Here is an 18,352-nt window from a genome sequence, read left to right on the forward strand (position 1 = left end):
AATATGACGTTGCCCAGTGGGTCAATCGACCCTATATGCAGCGCTCACTTTTCGCCCCTCGAGGACTTTCTCGTACAAGACCCCTGAAAGGTTAGCCGCCCAATGACTGAGCCGACCACGGTCTACGCCAACACGTCGCAGCTTATCGCCAGCGAAGAGCCGGATTTTCCGAGCTTCCTGTTCTGCTCCAAGGAGCTGCACCGGGCGACCAAGGTGTTCAAGAAGGGCTTCGACGGCCTCTTGACCTACGCGGTCAAGTGCAACCCGTCGCCGCACATCATCAAGCAACTGCACGAAGAGGGCCTGAAGGCCTTCGACGTCGCCTCCAACATGGAGATGGAGCTGGTGCGCGACTACGCCCCCGGCGCGGTGATGCACTACAACAACCCGATCAAGAACAAGCGCGAGATCGAGCGCGCCTACGAGGAGTTCGGCGTCCGCTCTTTCACCATCGACCACCCGCAGCAGCTCGACCAGCTGGCCGCGGTGGTGTCGCCCTCGCGCGACATCGAGGTGACCACCCGCTTCAAGGCCGGCAAGGCGCTGAAGTCGTACGATTTCGGCATCAAGTTCGGCGTCATGCAGGACGGCGCTGCCGAGATCGTCAGCCTCGTGGACCAGATGGGCTATACCCCGTCGCTGTGCTTCCACGTCGGCAGCCAGTGCGAGGACGCCTACGCCTACGAGCGGCACATCGCGGCCGCGGCGAAGATCTGCGAAGAGTCGGGCATCGAGCTGAAGCGCCTCAACATCGGCGGCGGCTACCCGGCCCCCTACCCGACCTCCGAAGCGCCGCCGATGGACTATTATTTCGAGACCATCTCGCAGGCGGTGAAGGACAACTTCGGCAAGTCGAAGCCCGAGCTGATCATCGAGCCCGGCCGCGCGCTGGTGACCTCGTCCACCTCCCTGCTGCTGCGCGTAAAGCATCAGCGCGGCGGCCAGTCGGTGTACCTGAATGACGGCGCCTACGGCTCGCTGATGGAAGTGAAGTTCATGCACTTCACCCCGCCGGTGCGCGTCTGGCGCGGTCCGCGTCTGCACGACAACGACCAGGAATTTTCCGAGTTCACCGTCTGGGGCCCGACCTGCGACAGCTACGACGTGCTGCCCCAGGTGTTCACGCTCCCGTCGGACATCGACGAGGACGACTGGGTGGAGTTCGGCCTGATGGGTGCCTACACCCAGGCCTCGCTGACCCCGTTCAACGGCTTCTGGCGTCGCGACCAGTACTGGGTGGACGAAGTCTACACCGGCAAGGACATGCAGCCGGAGTAAGGCTCCGGTATCGACAAAGTGGCGAGGCCCGGTGAGCGCCAGCTCTCGGGCCTTTTGTCTGTTCCAGAGATCCCCTGTTCACCGCCCCGCGACTGGCATATCCTGGCGCCAGCAACCCAAATGAGGTGGCGAAGATGCCTGGTGGGGTGGTCTTGGGACTGGTGGTGCTGCTGGGCTTTGTAGCCTGGGGCGCAGTGCTGTTCTGGCGAGGTCGTATCGTCGACCGCGTGGCCGAGCACGAGCTGCGTCACGAGACGCGGCACGAGCGGCGGCGGCTGCATCACAAAGGCTAGAGCAGCTTCTCGATCGAACCGGCGAGGTCGGCCGGCTCCACGGCCGATGCGAAGCGTTGCACCTGCTTGCCGCTGCGATCGACGAGGAACTTGGTGAAGTTCCAGGCCACCTTCTGCAGCCCGAGCAGCCCTGGCGCCTTGCGCTTCAGCCACTTGTAGAGCGGGAGCGCATCGTGCCCGTTTACGTCGGATTTGGCGAAGAGCGGGAAGGTGACGTTGTAGTTGAGATCACAGAACGCCGCGATCTCGCTCTCGGTGCCCGGCTCCTGGTCACCGAACTGGTTGCACGGAAAGCCGAGGATGACGAGGCCGCGATCCCTGTAGGTTTCGTAGAGCTTCTCGAGACCGGCATATTGCGGAGTGAAGCCGCACTTGCTGGCGACGTTGACCACCATGACGACCTTGTCGCGATAGGCAGACAATGGCTGCTCGGCCCCGCCGAGCAGCGGAGCGGAAAAATCGTAAAGCACGGTCACGGTAATACTCCGGGGAAGAGCGGCAACGCCCCTGCCCTATTCCTCGCGTATGGTCGCGTCCAGTCGCTTTTCCGTTAGTTTTCTTACGGCTTCCTCATGTACCGGCGGACCAGCTAAGCTTGAGGTGGAGGCTCACATGCGCCGCGGCGATGGCGCGCTCCACAGCGACGATTGCCGCGGAATCACTCATCTTTCAGCAGGTGACCGTCCAGCCCCTTGCCTTTGCGCGCGGCCTCTGCCGTATCGCGCTGCTTGTCGGCCTTGGTGCGCCCGAACTTGGCGCGGTTCTCGGACGCAGTCTGCTCTTTCGCCAGCCGAGCCTTGGCCTTGCGCGCTTTGGAGAGGGAAATGATCTCGGCCATTGCGTGCTCCCGTCGGCTCAGCTTGGGCGCGGCAGCGCCAGATAGACACTGTCGCACCATTCGTCGCCGAGGAGAAAGGTGTTCTTGGCTTCGCCGGTCCTGGCAAAGCCGAGCTTCTTCAGCACCCGGAGTGATGCGACGTTCCGCGGGTCGACATCGGCCAACAACTGGTCGGTCAGCTTGCTCGAGAACACGTGGTCGATGAAGGCCGCCGACGCTTCGGTGGCTATCCCCTTCCCCCAGTACTCGGGGTGGATCATGAAGCCGAAATCCGGCAGGCGTCCGGCGCCTACGTCGCCAATGATGCGGCCGTCGAACTCGATGGCAAAATCCTCGCCTCCCGCTGCCGTCCGCTCGATCTTCTGATTGAGCCAGCTGCGGGTGACTTCACGGTCGGCGTGTGGAAGCGTCGACCAGTAGCGCATACCCCGAGCATCCGACATGATCCAGAAGAAGGCATCCAGATCGTCGGGCCTTGGGCGGCGCAGCACCAGCCGCGCCGTGCGGATTTCCATCAGACCAGCCGGCTCTGTTCCTTCGCCGCTTCGATGAAGCTGGCAAAGAGCGGGTGCGGCTCGAAGGGCTTCGACTTTAGCTCCGGGTGGAACTGCACGCCGATGAACCACGGGTGATCGGTCCGCTCGACGATCTCCGGCAGCTTGCCGTCGGGCGAGACGCCGGAGAACAGCAGGCCATTGGCCTCGAGCACCTTGCGGTAGTTCATGTTCACTTCATAGCGGTGGCGGTGCCGCTCGGCGATCCGGGTCGAGCCGTAGATATCGGCCACGCGAGATCCCTTGGCGAGCTGGGCCGGATAGGAGCCGAGCCGCATGGTGCCACCGAGATCAGTTTCCGCGGTCCGCGTAACCTGCTCGTTACCCTTGACCCATTCGGTCATGATGCCGACGATCGGTTCCTTGGTCGGGCCGAACTCGGTGGAATTGGCGTTCTTGATGCCGGCGGTGTTCCGCGCAGCTTCGATGCACGCCATCTGCATGCCGAAGCAGATGCCGAAATACGGAACGTCCTTGAGGCGCGCGAAACGGGCCGCCTGGATCTTGCCGGCTGAACCGCGCTCGCCGAACCCACCCGGCACCAGGATGCCGTGGATGTGCTCGAGATAGGGCGCCGGGTCCTCGTGCTCGAAGATCTCGGAGTCGATCCAGTTGAGATTGACCTTCACGCGATTGGCGATCCCGCCATGCACTAACGCTTCGCTGAGCGATTTGTAGGCGTCCTTGAGACCGGTGTACTTGCCCACGATGGCGATGTTGACCTCGCCCTCCGGATTGTGGAGGCGGGACGACACATCTTCCCAGGCCTGCAGATCGGGCGCCGGCGCGTCCTCGATGCCAAAGGCAGCGAGCACTTCGCGATCGAGGCCTTCCTTGTGGTAGGCTAGCGGCACGTCGTAGATCGAGGCGACGTCGAGGCCCTGGATCACGGCGCTTTCGCGCACATTGCAGAACAGCGCGAGTTTCTTGCGTTCCGACTGCGGAATCGGCCGGTCGCAGCGGATCAGCAGGATGTCCGGCGCGATGCCGATCGAGCGCAGCGTCGCGACGGAGTGCTGGGTCGGCTTGGTTTTCAGTTCACCGGCGGACGGGATGAACGGCATCAGCGTCAGGTGGACGTAGATGGCGTGGCCGCGCGGCAGGTCGTTGCCGAACTGGCGGATCGCCTCGAAAAACGGCAGGCCCTCGATGTCGCCGACGGTGCCGCCGACTTCGACGAGCACGAAGTCGAAATCCTCGTTGCCCTCGCGGATGAAGTCCTTGATAGCGTCGGTGACGTGCGGAATCACCTGCACGGTGGCGCCGAGATAGTCGCCGCGGCGTTCCTTGGCGATGATGTCGGAGTAGATCCGGCCGGTGGTGATGTTGTCGCGCTTGTTGGCGTGGCGGCCGGTGAAGCGCTCGTAGTGGCCGAGATCGAGGTCGGTTTCCGCGCCGTCGTCGGTGACGAACACCTCGCCGTGCTGGGTGGGCGACATCGTGCCCGGATCGACGTTGAGGTAAGGGTCGAGTTTCCTCAGGCGGACTTTATAGCCGCGAGCCTGCAGAACCGCGCCGAGAGCCGCGGAAGCGAGGCCTTTACCCAATGAGGAAACCACGCCGCCGGTGATGAAAACGTACCGTGCCATGGGCTTTTACCTTAAGCGGTCGAAATTCTGATTCTCAAGGGCGATGCCGATCATGTTGGCATGGCCCCACACAAAAAGAAGAAGGGGATGTTGCCATCCCCTTCTTTGGTTCGCTGTCGCGGCGGCCTCAGTTGGCGGGCGCCGCTGGTTGTTCTGTCGTTGCCGGCGTCCCGGTGGCCGGAGCCGTTTCCGTCGGCACAGGCAGATCGGATCCGGTGGCCGGGGCGGTCGTCGCGCCCTCGGTCGTCGTCGACGGAGTGGTCGTTGTCGCGGGCGCAGTGGTAGTGCCACCGGCCGGAACCGGCAGGTCGCCCTGCGTCTGCTGCTGCATCTGCTGGATGGCGTCGAGCACGGTCGTCGGCGTCTCACCGCCTTGGCTGGCGCGATCGAGGATCGAACTGGTGCCACGGTCCACCGAGGAGAGCACGGTGAGCGCGATCGCCGAAGCGAAGAACAGCGCGGCAAGGATCGCCGTGGTGCGGGTCAGCAGGTTCGCCGAGCCGCGAACGGAGATCAGGCCGTTGGAATTCGAACCCATGCCGAGCCCGCCGCCCTCGGACCGCTGCAGCAGGATGACTGCAATCAGCGCGAGCACGATCAGGAGATAGGCGACGATCAGGACGTTGGCCATTGGACCTTCAGGCTTTCGATATCGGGTTGGCGCGCCTTCTACACGCGCGCCAAGACAAATGCCAGCGCCATCCGCCGCCTTTCTATCGGCGCCGGATGCCTGTTCTAGACAGCGGAGATAATGGCGTGGAAGTCGTTTGCCAAGAGGCTGGCGCCGCCGACCAACCCGCCATTGACGTTCGAGATGCGCAGGATCTCGCTGGCGTTCGACGGTTTCATTGAGCCGCCATAGAGGATGCGGGTCGCGGCCCCGTGCTCGCCGAAGCGGGTTACCAGGCGGGTGCGGATGGCGTCGTGCATCTCCGCGATGTCAGCTGAGCTGGGCGTGCGGCCGGTACCGATGGCCCAGACGGGCTCATAGGCGACGACGATCTGATGCCCCGCCCAATCGTCGGGAATGGACCCGGCGAGCTGGGCCGCGACGACGCTCTCCGCCTCGCCGGCATCGCGCTGGGCCTCGGTTTCGCCTACGCAGATGATCGGCACCAGCCCCGCTGCATGGGCAGCCAGTGCCTTGAGCTGCACCAGCTCATCGGTTTCGCCATGGTTGGTCCGGCGCTCGGAGTGCCCGACGATGACATATTGCGCCCCCGCATCGGAGAGCATCTGGGCACTGACATCGCCAGTATGGGCGCCGCTGGCAGCCGGGTGGCAATCCTGACCGCCGGTGACGATGCCTGCCGGAGAGGCCAGTTCGTTGAGCCGTTCGAGGAGCGTTGACGGCGGGCAGATCACCACGGTGCAGCGCGGGCCGCCGCCCTGTGTCAGGAGGCTCGCGAGCTTCTGCACCTCGCCCAGTAAGGCGGTGGTGCCATTCATCTTCCAGTTGCCCGCGATCAGCGGCGTGATCTCTGCCGTCACCTTGACGCTCCTTCTACTTGCCTATTGTGGGAGTTTCCCATAACCCCCGTTCCATGTGCCTTGCGGCACAAACTCGACCCTGTCTAGTATCCGCCGCCCGCCGGGGAGGCGGCTGTTGTTGGATTTGTCTCGATGCTCGATAGCTTTCGCCACCTGACCAAGACCTGGTTCGGCAAGATTCTTGGTGCTTTTCTGATCGTCGGCCTGGCGGGGTTCGGTATTTCGAACGTCATCACCGGCTTTGGATCGAACACCGTCGCCACCGTCGCGGGACAGGACATTTCGGTCCGCGACTACCAGCGCGCCTATGACACGCAGCTCAACGCGGTCTCCCAGCAGATTGGCCGGGTGCCGACGGCCGAGGAGGCCGTGACGTTCGGCGTGCCGGGCATGGTGCTGGATCGGCTGGCCGGTGAAGCCGCCATCAACAAGTTCGGCGAGGATATGGGGCTCGGAGTATCCGACGACCGTCTTGGCAAGATGCTGCGCGAGGACCCGAGCTTTTCGAGCACGCTGGGCGCCTTCGACCGCAACAATTTCCTGCGCGTCCTGCAGCAGAACGGCCTTACCGAAGCTGAGTATTTCGATCTCCAGACCAAGGCATCGCGGCGCCAGCAACTGGCAAGCGGCCTGTTCGCGGGTTCACCCTCGCCGGCCGCGGCGACTGAGCTCTTGACGCGATTTTCGTCCGACACGCGAACCGTCGACTATTTTGTGCTGAACGCCCAGGCCCTTCCCCCAGTTGCCGAGCCGACTGAAGAAGAGCTGGCGACCTACCTCAAGGACCACCAGGCCGACTTCCGTACCAAGGCGACCCGCACCGTGGAACTGCTGGCGCTGTCGCCCGATGCAATCGCCGCCACCAAGAAGATCACGGACGAAGAGGTCGCCGCCGAATACGAGCGCACCAAGGACAGCCGGGTGAAGATCGAGCGCCGCACCATCAAGCAGGTCGCGCTGACGACGCCCGAACTCGAGAAAGCCTTTACCGACGGCAAGGCTGCCGGCACGCCATTCGCCGACATCCTCACCGCGACCGGCGCCACCGCGCAGGATCTGGGCACCCTCAGCAAGAATGAGGTTACGGACACCAGCCTCGCTGACGCGGCGTTTGGGCTCGCGCTCAACGATTTCGTGATCATCGAGGGCATCGGTTCGAAGCGCGCCATCACCGTTTCGGCCATCGAGCCGGGCGGCGCGATCAGCCTCGAGGACTCGAAGGCCGAGATCGCCAAACAACTGGCACTGACCCAGGCTCGCAATGAGTACGCGGACATCCTGGACCAGATCGAGGAGCTGAGGGCCGCCTTCAAACCGCTCCCCGAAATTGCTGCTCGCTTCGGGCTGAACACCTTCAGCGTCCCGCTGACCGAAGGCGGCGCTGAACTGGCCACCAGCCCCGATATCCCGCCCGAGGATGCGACCCGCATCGCCGACGCCGTGTTCAAGGCCGAACTGGGCGACCTCGCTCCGACCATCCAGCTGAGCTCCAACCGCAATGTCTGGTTCGACCTGAAGAAGGTAGACGATGCGCGCGACCAGACGCTGGCCGAAGTGCACGATGCCGTGGCTACCGCCTGGACCAACGCCAAGACCGACGAGGCGCTCGTCGCTGAAGTTGCCAAGCTGACGGACCAGCTGAAGGCGGGCACGCCGTTTGCCGACGTGGCCACGGGCATCGGCCAGTTCCCGATCCTCAGCCAGCCGCTGAAGCGTTCGGGCGACGGAACCTCGGTGCTGAACCAGACCGTTGCCAACGAGATCTTCAACGGCGGGCCGACGCATTTCGGCTCGGCCATCAACGGCGACGGCGACCACGTGGTGTTCCAGGTGGTCGAAGTGAATGCCGGCGTCGCCGAGGCCCCGGCCGACATCAAGAAGTATGTCGAGGAGTCGGGACGCGACGCCCTGTATGCCGACTTCCTGACCGGGTTGAAGTCCGAGGCCGGCATGCGGATCAACGATCAGGTGCTCAGGCAGCTTACCGACACCGGCGCCCTGAAATGACCACTGACGACCAGTTTGGGGCCTTCGCTTCCGGCTACGACGCTGGTCGCGCTCAGATCGTCTTCCGCCGCGTCGTGGCGGATCTGGAGACGCCGATCGGCGCCTACCTGAAGCTCGCCGAGGGGCGGAAGAATACGTTCCTCCTCGAAAGCGTGCAGGACGGCGCGACGGTCGGCCGCTACTCGATGATCGGGTTCGACCCGGACATCATCCTGAAGGTCGAGAAAGGCCAGGCGAGCATCAACCGCAACGCCGGGTTGACGCCGGACGCTTTCGTGCCGGTCAGCGAGCCGCCGCTCGATGTGCTGCGCTCTCTGGTGGCCGAGAGTCAGGCGGAAGTGCCGCCGGGCCTGCCGTCCACTGCAGCCGGCATCTACGGCTATCTCGGCTATGACATGGTGCGCCTGATGGAGGTGCTGCCGGATCGTCACGAGGACCCGCTGGGGTTCCCGGAAGCGATCCTGATGCGACCGACCGTGCTGGCCGTATTCGACACGCTGAAGGACGAGCTCTATCTCACCGCGCCGGTCTACATCCGCCCCGGGGTGACGGCCAAGCAGGCCTGGGAGGGCGCGCAGAGCCGGATCGACGATGCCGTCGGCCGAATGGGGCGCACCCTGCCCTACACCTCGACGCCGCCGGATATCGACTCGATCGCCGTGAAGTCCAACACCTCGGTCGCCGAGTACGCGCGGATGGTCGAGGACGCTAAGGAGTACATCCGGGCCGGCGACATCTTCCAGGTGGTGCTGAGCCAGCGCTTCGAGGCGGAGTTCACGCTGCCGCCGACGGCGCTCTATCGCGCGCTGCGCCGCACCAACCCTTCGCCCTACATGTACATGCTGGATTTCGGCGATTTCGCCGTCGCGGGCTCGAGCCCGGAAATCCTGGTGAAGGTCGAAAACGGCAAGGTCAACATCCGGCCGATCGCCGGCACCCGCAAGCGCGGCGCCACCCCGACGCGCGACAAGGAACTGGCTGACGAACTTCTGAGCGATCCAAAGGAACTGGCCGAACACCTGATGCTGCTGGACCTCGGCCGCAACGATGTCGGCCGGGTCGCCAAGATCGGTAGCGTCGAGGTTACGGACAAGTTCTTCCTCGAGTACTACTCGCACGTCATGCACATCGTCTCGAACGTCGTTGGTGACCTCGACCCGAAGCACGATTTCGTCGACGCGTTGGCTGCAGGCTTCCCGGCGGGCACCGTGTCGGGTGCGCCGAAGGTGCGGGCGATGGAGATCATCGACGAGCTGGAGAAATCGCGCCGCGGCATCTATGGCGGCTGCGTCGGCTACTTCGGTGCAGATGGAACGATGGACACTTGCATCGTGCTGCGCACGGCGATCGTCTCGAACGGCAAGATCTACGTGCAGGCCGGTGCGGGCATCGTCGCCGACAGCAAGGCCGAGCTCGAGCAGCTCGAGTGCGAGAACAAGGCCCGTGCCCTGTTCAGCGCGGCCGAAGAGGCGCTCCGCTACGCCGGCGAAGCGCGGGTGGGCCAATGAGCAATCTACGATGGCGGGGGCAGCTCTGATTCTGACATTTCCGCTTTCGCGGGAATGACCCGGTGTTTTACATAACGTCCGAGCCTGGAACCTGAGACATGCGCCTCCTCGTCATCGATAACTACGACAGCTTCACCTACAACCTCGTCCACTTTCTGGGCGAGTTGGGCGGCGAGTCCGAGGTGTGGCGGAACGACAAGATCACCCTCGATCAAATCGACGCGCTGGCGCCTGAGGCCATCGTGCTGTCACCGGGCCCGGCAACGCCTGACACGGCCGGCATCTGCCTCAGCCTGATCGACCGGTTTGCCCCGACGACACCGATCCTCGGCGTGTGCCTCGGGCACCAGGCGCTTGGCCAGGCGATGGGTGGCGAGGTGATCCGCGCGCCACACCTGATGCATGGCAAGACGTCGAAGATCAATCACAGCGGCAAGGGCCTGTTCCGCGGCCTCAATTCCGGCTTTGAGGCGACGCGCTACCACTCGCTGATCGTCAGGCCGGAAAGCCTGCCCGACGTGCTCGAGGTTACGGCGTCCACCGATGATGGACTGATCATGGGCATGCAGCACCGGCGCTATCCGAGCCACGGCGTGCAGTTCCACCCCGAGAGCATCGCGTCGGAGAACGGGCACGCGATCCTGCAGAATTTCCTCAACATCGCCCGCGACTTCAACCTCAGGAAGGCCGCGTGATGGACATCAAGGGGGCTCTGAACAAGATCGCGTCGCGCCAGGATCTGACAGGCGAAGAGATGCGCTCGGTGATGACCACGATCATGGATGGCGAGGCGACTCCCAGCCAGATCGGCGCGTTCCTGATGGGGATGCGGGTCAAGGGCGAGACGGTAGGCGAGATCGCCGCGGCCGTGTCGATCCTGCGCGACAAGATGGTGCCGGTGGCGGTCGATGCGCCGGACAGCATCATCGACATCGTCGGCACCGGCGGCGACGGCGCAGAAACGCTGAACATCTCGACCGCGACCTCGATCGTCGTGGCGGGCGCGGGCGTTCCGGTGGCCAAGCACGGCAACCGCGCGCTGAGCTCGAGGTCGGGAGCCTCGGATGTGCTGCAGGCGCTCGGGATCAAGACCGATATCGGGCCGGACAAGATCAGCCAGTGCATCCGCGAAGCCAGCATCGGCTTCATGTTCGCGCCGGCGCACCACCCGGCGATGAAGCATGTCGGCCCCACTCGCATGGAGATGGGCACTCGCACCATGTTCAACCTGCTGGGGCCGCAGTCCAACCCGGCAGGTGCACGCCGCTACATGCTCGGCGTCTACGACAAGAAGTGGGTCGAGCCGGTCGCCGCAGCGCTGCTCGCCAACCGCGCCATCTCGGCCTGGGTCGTGCATGGCGCCGATGGCATCGACGAGCTTTCGACCACGGGCCCGAGCTTCGTCGCCTCAATCAAGGGCGGCGACCTCCGCAGCTTCGAGATCACGCCGGAGGACGCAGGCCTGCCCCGCGCCACCATGGCGGACCTGAAGGGCGCCGACCCGGCCTACAACGCGTCGCGGCTGCGCGGGCTGCTGGATGGGGTCAAGGACCCCTACCGCGATATCGTGCTGCTCAACGCCGCTGCCGCCTTCATCGTCGCGGGTCGCGCCGATACGCTGAAGCTGGGTGCCGACCTCGCCGCCCGCGAGATCGACTCCGGCCGGGCCAAAGCCACCCTCGACAAACTCATTTCCGTTTCGAACAGTTGATCCATGTCCGACATCCTCTCGCAGATCGAAGTCTACAAACGCGAGGAGATCGCTGCGGCGAAGACCCTCCGGCCCTGGAACGAAGTGGTGGCCGAAGCGCATGACGCGCCGCCGGTCCGCCGGTTCCTCTCGGCGCTGAAGAAAAAGCGCGCAGAAAAGCAGTTCGCGCTGATTGCCGAAGTAAAGAAGGCAAGCCCGTCCAAGGGGCTGATCCGCCAGGACTTCAACCCGGCCGAGATCGCGCGTGCTTATGAGCTCGGCGGCGCCGCGTGCCTGTCGGTGCTCACCGATCGCCCGAGCTTCCAAGGGGCGCCGGGCTACCTGATCGAAGCGCGTAACGCGACGAGACTCCCGGTGCTACGCAAGGACTTCCTTTTCGAGACCTACCAGGTGGCCGAGAGCCGCGCTTGGGGCGCCGACTGCATCCTGGTGATCCTCGCGGCAGTGACCGACGACACGGCGCGCTACCTGCTCGACGCTGCCGAGGAATGGCGGATGGACGCACTAGTGGAAGTGCACGACCAGATCGAACTAGACCGCGCGCTCGGGCTGAACGCCGAGTTCATCGGCATCAACAACCGCAATCTCCGTACCTTCGAGACGACGCTGAACACCTCGGTGACGCTGGCCGGCGGCGTGCCGGACGGCGTGCACCTGGTATCGGAGAGCGGCGTCAACACGCATGCCGACCTGGTCCGGCTCGAGCAGGCGGGCATCGGGACCTTCCTCGTCGGCGAGAGTCTGATGCGGCAGGACGACGTCACTGCCGCGACCATCAAGCTGCTGCGCGGCTGATATGGCGCTCACCCACCTCAACCAGCGGGGGGAAGCGCATATCGTCGATATCGGCGACAAGGCGGTAACGCGTCGACGGGCCGTTGCGACCGCGCGCCTCGAGGCCAAGCCAGAGACGGTGGCTCTCATCCTCGGTGGTGAGTTGAAGAAGGGCGACGCCCTGGCGGTGGCCCGCGTTGCCGGCATTATGGCGGCCAAGAAGACCTCCGAGCTGATCCCGCTCTGCCACCCGATCCCGCTGACCAGGGTGAGCGTCGAGATCGAGGGCGATGGCCCTGCCCTGCTGATCACCGCAACCGCCGAGACGACGGCGCAGACTGGCGTCGAGATGGAAGCGATGACGGCCGCATCGGTCGCGGCACTGACGCTCTACGACATGGCCAAGTCGCATGACCGCGGTATGCGGATCGCTTTGGTACAGCTGGAGGAAAAGTCGGGCGGCAAGTCGGGTGATTTCCACCGATGATGCCGGTCGACGAGGCCATCGAGCGGATCTTCAAGAAGCTGCCGGTGCTCGGCAGCGAGAGCGTGCCGCTTGCCCGGGCGCATCGCCGGGTGCTGACCCAGCCGCTGGTTGCACGGCACAGCCAGCCGCCTTTCGACGCCAGCGCCATGGATGGCTACGCTGTACGCGCCGCCGAAGTCGTTCCCGGCAGGCCACTGAAGCTCGCAGGCACCTCGCAGGCGGGTGCTCGCTTCGTCGGCATGATGGAGCACGGCCAATGCGTCCGCATCTTCACCGGTGCACCGCTGCCGATCGGCGCCGATGCGGTGATCATGCAGGAAGAAGCGACGGCTAAAGGCAACCAGATCAGCTTCGCGAAGACGCCGCCCGTCGGCCAGAGCGTCCGCAAGCAGGGTTTTGACTTCAAGCGCGGCGCCGAGTTGCTGCCGGCAGGGGTTGCACTCACCCCGGCCATGCTGAACCTCGCGGCTTCGGCCAACCATCCCAGCCTGACCGTGAACCGGCGCCCGAAGATTGCGGTGCTGGCGACCGGCGACGAATTGGTAGCCCCCGGTGGCGTGCTCGGCCCGGACCAGATCATCGCCTCGAACTCGTACGGACTGATCCCGCTGCTCGCGCCTTGGGCCGACCAGGTGATCGACCTCGGCATCGTCGCCGACGACAAGCCCAAGCTCGAGGCAGCGCTGCTCGGCGCGTTCGACCAGGGTGTCGACATGCTGGTGACCACTGGCGGCGCCAGCGTCGGCGAGCGCGACTATGTGCAGGAAGTGCTGCGTGACCTGGGCGTCGAGCTGGATTTCTGGAAGCTCAGGATGCGTCCTGGCAAGCCGCTGATGTTCGGTACGCGCGGCAAGACGCTGGTGTTCGGACTACCCGGCAATCCAGTGTCGGCGCTGGTGACGGGGACGGTGATCCTGAAGCCGGCGCTGCGCGCCATGACGGGCCACATCGATCCGTTCTGGCCGCGCATCGGCGTACCCACCCTGCTCGGCCTGCCGGCGAACGGCCCGCGCCGCCACTACATGCGCGCTAGTCTCAGCCGTAACGACATCGGGTACATGCAGGTCGAGCCCATCTTCGAGACCGACTCCAGCCACTCGATGTCCTTGGCGCTCGCCGATGCGCTGATCGTGGTGCCCGAGGAATCGCCCGGCGTCCCGCCCGGCGAGATTGTCGATGTCATCCCGCTTAGCTGGGGCTAGCTTAGCGGCCGATTGACCGGAACTGTTCCGGCTTGATGCCGAGGGCCTCAAGGTCGCGAGCCCTCGGGCTGCGGCTTTCGTGGGTGGCCGCGGCGGCGGCATTGGCTGCACCAAACAGCGTGAAGAAGTCGCGAAGCAGACTGGATTTGCGGGTCATCGGAAGCGCCTTTCGTTGCCCCTGATGTGGGAAGCGTCGCCTGCCTTCGGCAGAGGGGCCGAGGGCAGGCAAGCCATGCGCATGACGCAGGCATCAGTCCCCGTCGGACGCCACCTCCGCCAACACCTGGCCCTTGCCGCGCACCCTGAGGATCAGCGGCACGATCAGCGCCAGGGCCGCCAGCGTCAGCAGCGTCGCCGAGATCGGCGAGGTGAGCAGCACCATCACGTCGCCCTGCGAGATAGCGAGCGCCCGTCGCAACTGCTGCTCGGCCATCGGACCGAGGATCAGTCCGACGACGACCGGCGCGATCGGGAAGTGGAAAAGGCGAAGGCCGTACCCGAGGAGGCCGAAGGCCAGCAGCATGCCGAGTTCGAACACCGACGGGTTGGCACCGATGGTACCGAGCGTCGCGAACAGCAGGATGCCGGCATAGAGCCACGGTTTCGGGATGGTCAGCAGCTTCACCCACAGCCCGATCAGCGGCAGGTTGAGGACGATCAGCATCAGATTGGCGATCAACAGGCTGGCGATCAGGCCCCAGACCAACTGCGGGTTCGAAGTGAACAGTAGCGGGCCGGGCTGCAGGCCATACTGCTGGAAGCCGGCGAGCATGATCGCCGCGGTCGCCGAGGTCGGCAGGCCCAGGGTCAGCAGCGGCACGAGCGTTCCGGCGGCGGACGCGTTGTTGGCGGCCTCGGGGCCGGCGACGCCTTCGATGGCGCCGTTACCGAACTCCTCGGGGTGCTTGGAGAGCTTCTTTTCGGCGGCGTAGGAAAAGAACGTGCCGATCTCGGCGCCGCCGGCCGGCATGGCGCCAATGGGGAAGCCGATGATCGTGCCGCGCAGCCATGGCTTCCACGAGCGCGACCAGTCCTTGGCGCTCATCCACAGCGAGCCACGCACCGGCTCCACCGTCTCGGGCGCCCGCTTGCCCTGCGCGGCGACGAACAGCGTCTCGCCGATGGCGAACATGGCGACGGCCAGTGTCGTGACTTCGACGCCGTCGAGCAGGTCGGGGATGCCGAAGCTCAGTCGCGCTTGGCCGGTCTGCAGGTCGATGCCGATGATGCCGAGCGTCAGGCCGATGAACAGCGAGGTCAGCCCGCGCAGGGCGGAATCGCCGAAGGCCGCCGACACCGTGACGAAGGCCAGCACCATCAGTGCGAAATACTCACGCGGCCCGAAGGCGAGCGCGAACTTCACCACCCACGGAGCGAGGAACGCCAGCGCAATGGTGGCGATGAGCCCGGCGACGAACGAGCCAATCGCGGCGGTAGCGAGGGCGGGGCCGCCCCTGCCCGCCTTGGCCATCTTGTTGCCCTCGAGCGCCGTGACGATCGAGGCGCTCTCGCCGGGTGTGTTCAGCAGGATCGACGTGGTCGAGCCGCCATACATGCCGCCATAGTAGATGCCGGCGAACATGATCAGCGAGCCGGCCGGATCGAGCTTGTACGTCACCGGCAGAAGCAGCGCGACCGTGGTTGCGGGGCCGATGCCGGGCAGTACGCCGACCGCGGTACCGAGCGTTACACCGACCAGCGCGTACAGCAGGTTGATCGGCTGCACGGCCACCGCGAGGCCCTGCCAGAGCAGCATGAACGTATCCATCAGGCAAAGCTCCGGAAGAAGCCGAGAATGCTGGTAACGACCAGCGTGACGAACTGCACCAGCGTCTGCAGGACACCAGTCAGCGCCGCCTCGAGCGGGCCAGCCGGCAGGGTCAGCGACAACCCGCGGGCAAAGATCAGCCAGACGATGCCGGCGATCAGGATGCCGGCGGGAATGGAGAGCCACAGCCGCCGCGCGCCGAAGCCGCGCGCCGTCATCCCGAACAGGATGCCGGTGGCGATCGAGAAGCCGGTGAACTTGATCAGCACCATCTGTGCCACTAGCCCACCGACGATCCACAGTACCGGCGCGATATCCTGCTCGTCGCGCTCCGGGAAGCTATGCCGATACGCCGCAATGACGGTGAAGACGGCAAGGACGGCGAGACAGAAGGCGATCACGTAGGGAATAGTCTGAGGGCCGATGCGGGCGTAGGCGCCGCCGCTGCCCAGCCGCGAGGCATCCCACGCGACCAGCAGCGCGAGAGCCAGCAGACCCGCAGCGATGACCAGCGCCGCCCAGTCCGGGCGGCGCTGCTTGTTTGCCTGAGCCATGGGCTCGATCATTGCACGAGACCGACGTCCTTGAGAATTGCCTCGGTGGAGGCGATCTCGGTGGCCAGCTGGGTCTTGAACGCGTCGGCAGGGAGGTAGGTGTTGTTCCAGCCCTTGGTCTCGAGGATCTTCTTCCACGATTCCGAGTTCACCATCTTCTCGATGTCGGCGCCAATGGCAGTCGTCTGCTCGGCACTGAGGCCGGGACCAGCCCACACGCCGCGCCAGTTCTGCACGACGAGATCGACGCCGCCTTCCTTGAAGGTCGGGCCGTTGATGATCGCCACCTTCTCAGGCGCCGATACACCGATGACGCGCAGCGCGCCGGCCTCGACCTGCGACTGGAACTCGCCATAGCCGGAGATGCCGACCGTCACCTGGTTGCCGAGCACTGCGGCGAGCGCTTCACCACCGCCCGAGAAGGCGACGTAGTTCACCAACTTCGGATCAACGCCGACGGTCTTGGCGAACAAGCCCGCCGCGATGTGGTCGGTGCCACCGGCCGAACCACCGGCCCACGACACCGCGCCCGGATCGGCTTTCAGCTTGGCGACAAGATCGGCCAGCGTCTGGATATCGGACGCTGCCGGCACCACGATCACTTCGTACTCGCCGGTCAGCCGCGCGATGGGGGTCACCGCATCGAGCGTCACCGGCGCCTTGTTGGTAAGGATGGCGCCGACCATCACGTAGCCGCCGACGATCAGCTTTGACGGATTGCCATTGGCTTCCTGCACGAACTGAGCCAGCCCGATGGTGCCGCCGGCGCCGGGTACATTGGTAACCTGGACGTTGCCGGAGATGCCTTCGGCAGTCATCGCCTCCTGCATCGAGCGGGCGGTCTGGTCCCAGCCGCCGCCAGGCGCGGCAGGCGCCATGATCGAGTAGTCGGCGGCAAACGCCGCTGTGGGCAGCGCCAGGGCGCCGGCCAGCAGGGCAGTCGCTACGAGATGCTTCATTTGTTGTCCTCCATTGCGGTCGAAGCGTTGCCGACCGGCGTTATCTCAACCTGGGGGGAATGCCCCGCGATGAAACACCGCGGGCTGCCGCGCGGTTGCGGCAACGCTGATCAAAACTGCGGGGTCCTCCCAGACTCCTCAGCCGGACGCTCTTACGCCTCGGCTAGTGTGGACCAGACCACACGAAGCTGTCGCGAACCTGTCGCGGCCTATTGGATGCTGAGTGCGTCGTTCCAGCGCCGGATCAGCCGGGCCCGTTTCACCTGGTCGAGATAGACCATCAGCCCGGGGCTGACAGGCACCGGGCGGAGCTGGTTGCCTAGCGCCTGCTGCATGGCGTTGGCGGTGTTGTCGCCGGTGACATTGGGGTTGAGCGCCGCGATCTGCAGCTGCTGCGCCATGATCGTCTGCCCCTCGGCCGACATGAAGAACGCCAGGTACCGCCGGCCGAGATCGGGATTGGCCGAGGCCTTCGGCACCAGCCCGATGCGCGACGTGACGATGGTGTAGTCGGCGGGGAGAATGATGCCGAGATCTGGGTTCCGGGCGGCAGCCTCGGCGGCGTAGGAACCGAGGATGTTGTAGCCGAAGACGAACCGGCCATCGGCGACGCGGTCGACGATTGCCGAGGTGGTCGAGTAGAGTTTTACGCCGGCCGCGCCCATGGCCCCGACAAGCGTCCAGAGGTCGGAATACTGCTCCTGGTCGCGCGAAAAGAACATGAACCCGACGCCGGATCGCTCGATGTCGTAAGTGCCGATCCGGCCGTGGATCGTGTCCGCATTGGCCTTGAGGTACTGGATCAGCTCCGCCCGCGTCGAAGGTGGCTTCGATCCGGCAAAGCTCGGCTTGTGGTAGATGAACACCGCCGGCTCATAGGTCAGCGCGTAGGCCGTGTTGCGCCAGTTGGCCCAGCGCGGCCACGTGGCAGACAGCGGCAGGCTGCTCTCCTGCGCATAGCCGTCGTTCGCGAGCTTGACCTGCAGGTCCATCGACGAGGAGAACGCGAAATCTGCGGTGGGCGCACCGGCATCGGTCTCGGCCACCACGCGATCGTAGATGTCGACGGTCTGCAGGTCCTCATAGGCCACTGCGATGTCGCGGTTGGCGGCCTGGAACGCCGCGATCATCGGCCGCGCCAGCGGCTCGTCGAGCGACGAGTAAACCGTGACAGTCCGGTTGCCGACCGCATCGTCGAGCGCCGGATAGACCTTCGCCTCCTGGGCGAAGGTGGGCGTTGCGACGAGGACGAGAATGGCGAGAAGTCGGAGCATTTCCGGACCATGCCCGCTCCCCTGCCCGCTCCACAAGGGCTATGGGCAACGCCGCGCCGTCAAAC

At 65.1% G+C, this 18,352-nt stretch carries 20 protein-coding genes; 9 read left to right on the forward strand and 11 right to left on the reverse strand.

Annotated elements, in window-relative coordinates; all coding sequences use genetic code 11:
* The first annotated feature begins 102 nt into the window (after positions 1–102).
* The gene (locus AC1DWU_RS07630; RefSeq protein WP_477149364.1) at positions 103–1,278 is read left to right on the forward strand and encodes a type III PLP-dependent enzyme domain-containing protein; all 1,176 of its coding nucleotides are present in this window, start codon (positions 103–105) and stop codon (positions 1,276–1,278) included.
* A gap of 134 nt (positions 1,279–1,412) precedes the next feature.
* A complete protein-coding gene (locus AC1DWU_RS07635; RefSeq protein WP_477149365.1) occupies positions 1,413–1,571 on the forward strand; it encodes a hypothetical protein in 159 nt (52 codons plus the stop codon).
* Here the strand turns inward: AC1DWU_RS07635 and AC1DWU_RS07640 are convergent.
* The 6 genes from AC1DWU_RS07640 to tpiA all read right to left on the reverse strand — a co-directional run bounded on the left by AC1DWU_RS07640 (position 1,568) and on the right by tpiA (position 6,043).
* Positions 1,568–2,047: a glutathione peroxidase gene (locus AC1DWU_RS07640; protein ID WP_477149366.1), complete on the reverse strand. Its 480-nt coding sequence runs from the start codon at positions 2,045–2,047 to the stop codon at positions 1,568–1,570. The genes AC1DWU_RS07635 and AC1DWU_RS07640 overlap by 4 nt on opposite strands.
* A gap of 182 nt (positions 2,048–2,229) precedes the next feature.
* Positions 2,230–2,409 (reverse strand): DUF4169 family protein, encoded by a 180-nt coding sequence (locus AC1DWU_RS07645; RefSeq protein WP_477149367.1) that lies wholly within the window; start codon positions 2,407–2,409, stop codon positions 2,230–2,232.
* A 17-nt stretch (positions 2,410–2,426) separates the two neighbouring features.
* Entirely contained in the window at positions 2,427–2,924 is a 498-nt protein-coding gene (locus tag AC1DWU_RS07650) for a GNAT family N-acetyltransferase (RefSeq protein ID WP_477149368.1), read from the reverse strand.
* Positions 2,924–4,552 (reverse strand): CTP synthase, encoded by a 1,629-nt coding sequence (locus AC1DWU_RS07655; protein WP_477149369.1) that lies wholly within the window; start codon positions 4,550–4,552, stop codon positions 2,924–2,926. The genes AC1DWU_RS07650 and AC1DWU_RS07655 overlap by 1 nt, the downstream gene beginning before the upstream one ends.
* A 127-nt stretch (positions 4,553–4,679) precedes the next feature.
* Complete coding sequence (secG, locus tag AC1DWU_RS07660) at positions 4,680–5,183, reverse strand: preprotein translocase subunit SecG (RefSeq protein WP_477149370.1); 504 nt, start codon at positions 5,181–5,183, stop codon at positions 4,680–4,682.
* 104 nt (positions 5,184–5,287) lie between these two features.
* Positions 5,288–6,043: a triose-phosphate isomerase gene (gene tpiA / locus AC1DWU_RS07665; protein ID WP_477149371.1), complete on the reverse strand. Its 756-nt coding sequence runs from the start codon at positions 6,041–6,043 to the stop codon at positions 5,288–5,290.
* Between the two features lie 132 nt (positions 6,044–6,175).
* Between tpiA and AC1DWU_RS07670 the strand changes: the two genes are divergently transcribed.
* The 7 genes from AC1DWU_RS07670 (at position 6,176) to AC1DWU_RS07700 (ending at position 13,732) form a co-directional block, all read left to right on the forward strand.
* Positions 6,176–8,050, forward strand: coding sequence for a peptidylprolyl isomerase (locus AC1DWU_RS07670; RefSeq protein WP_477149372.1), 1,875 nt, complete (start codon positions 6,176–6,178; stop codon positions 8,048–8,050).
* Positions 8,047–9,558 (forward strand): anthranilate synthase component I, encoded by a 1,512-nt coding sequence (trpE, locus tag AC1DWU_RS07675; RefSeq protein ID WP_477149373.1) that lies wholly within the window; start codon positions 8,047–8,049, stop codon positions 9,556–9,558. Before AC1DWU_RS07670 ends, trpE begins: the two co-directional genes overlap by 4 nt.
* A 98-nt stretch (positions 9,559–9,656) precedes the next feature.
* Positions 9,657–10,253: an anthranilate synthase component II gene (locus AC1DWU_RS07680; RefSeq protein WP_477149374.1), complete on the forward strand. Its 597-nt coding sequence runs from the start codon at positions 9,657–9,659 to the stop codon at positions 10,251–10,253.
* On the forward strand, positions 10,250–11,269 hold the full coding sequence (gene trpD, locus AC1DWU_RS07685) for an anthranilate phosphoribosyltransferase (protein ID WP_477149375.1): 1,020 nt from the start codon (positions 10,250–10,252) through the stop codon (positions 11,267–11,269). The genes AC1DWU_RS07680 and trpD overlap by 4 nt, the downstream gene beginning before the upstream one ends.
* 3 nt (positions 11,270–11,272) lie before the next feature.
* Positions 11,273–12,064 carry an indole-3-glycerol phosphate synthase TrpC gene (gene trpC, locus AC1DWU_RS07690; protein WP_477149376.1) on the forward strand — a complete coding sequence of 264 codons (792 nt, stop codon included), beginning with the start codon at positions 11,273–11,275 and terminating at the stop codon, positions 12,062–12,064.
* A 1-nt stretch (position 12,065) separates the two neighbouring features.
* Positions 12,066–12,530 (forward strand): cyclic pyranopterin monophosphate synthase MoaC, encoded by a 465-nt coding sequence (gene moaC, locus AC1DWU_RS07695; RefSeq protein WP_477149377.1) that lies wholly within the window; start codon positions 12,066–12,068, stop codon positions 12,528–12,530.
* The gene (locus AC1DWU_RS07700) at positions 12,527–13,732 is read left to right on the forward strand and encodes a molybdopterin molybdotransferase MoeA (RefSeq protein WP_477149378.1); all 1,206 of its coding nucleotides are present in this window, start codon (positions 12,527–12,529) and stop codon (positions 13,730–13,732) included. The genes moaC and AC1DWU_RS07700 overlap by 4 nt, the downstream gene beginning before the upstream one ends.
* Position 13,733: 1 nt before the next feature.
* Here the strand turns inward: AC1DWU_RS07700 and AC1DWU_RS07705 are convergent, their stop codons facing one another.
* The 5 genes from AC1DWU_RS07705 to AC1DWU_RS07725 form a co-directional block, all read right to left on the reverse strand.
* Positions 13,734–13,889, reverse strand: coding sequence for a hypothetical protein (locus AC1DWU_RS07705; protein ID WP_477149379.1), 156 nt, complete (start codon positions 13,887–13,889; stop codon positions 13,734–13,736).
* Positions 13,890–13,982: 93 nt separating this feature from the next.
* On the reverse strand, positions 13,983–15,500 hold the full coding sequence (locus AC1DWU_RS07710) for a tripartite tricarboxylate transporter permease (RefSeq protein WP_477149380.1): 1,518 nt from the start codon (positions 15,498–15,500) through the stop codon (positions 13,983–13,985).
* On the reverse strand, positions 15,500–16,054 hold the full coding sequence (locus AC1DWU_RS07715; protein ID WP_477149381.1) for a tripartite tricarboxylate transporter TctB family protein: 555 nt from the start codon (positions 16,052–16,054) through the stop codon (positions 15,500–15,502). The genes AC1DWU_RS07710 and AC1DWU_RS07715 overlap by 1 nt, the downstream gene beginning before the upstream one ends.
* An 8-nt stretch (positions 16,055–16,062) precedes the next feature.
* Complete coding sequence (locus AC1DWU_RS07720; protein ID WP_477149382.1) at positions 16,063–17,013, reverse strand: Bug family tripartite tricarboxylate transporter substrate binding protein; 951 nt, start codon at positions 17,011–17,013, stop codon at positions 16,063–16,065.
* Positions 17,014–17,222: 209 nt separating this feature from the next.
* Positions 17,223–18,287: an ABC transporter substrate-binding protein gene (locus AC1DWU_RS07725; RefSeq protein WP_477149383.1), complete on the reverse strand. Its 1,065-nt coding sequence runs from the start codon at positions 18,285–18,287 to the stop codon at positions 17,223–17,225.
* Positions 18,288–18,352 lie beyond the last annotated feature (65 nt).

It is taken from the genome of Devosia sp. P2_G7 (genome assembly GCF_056403495.1).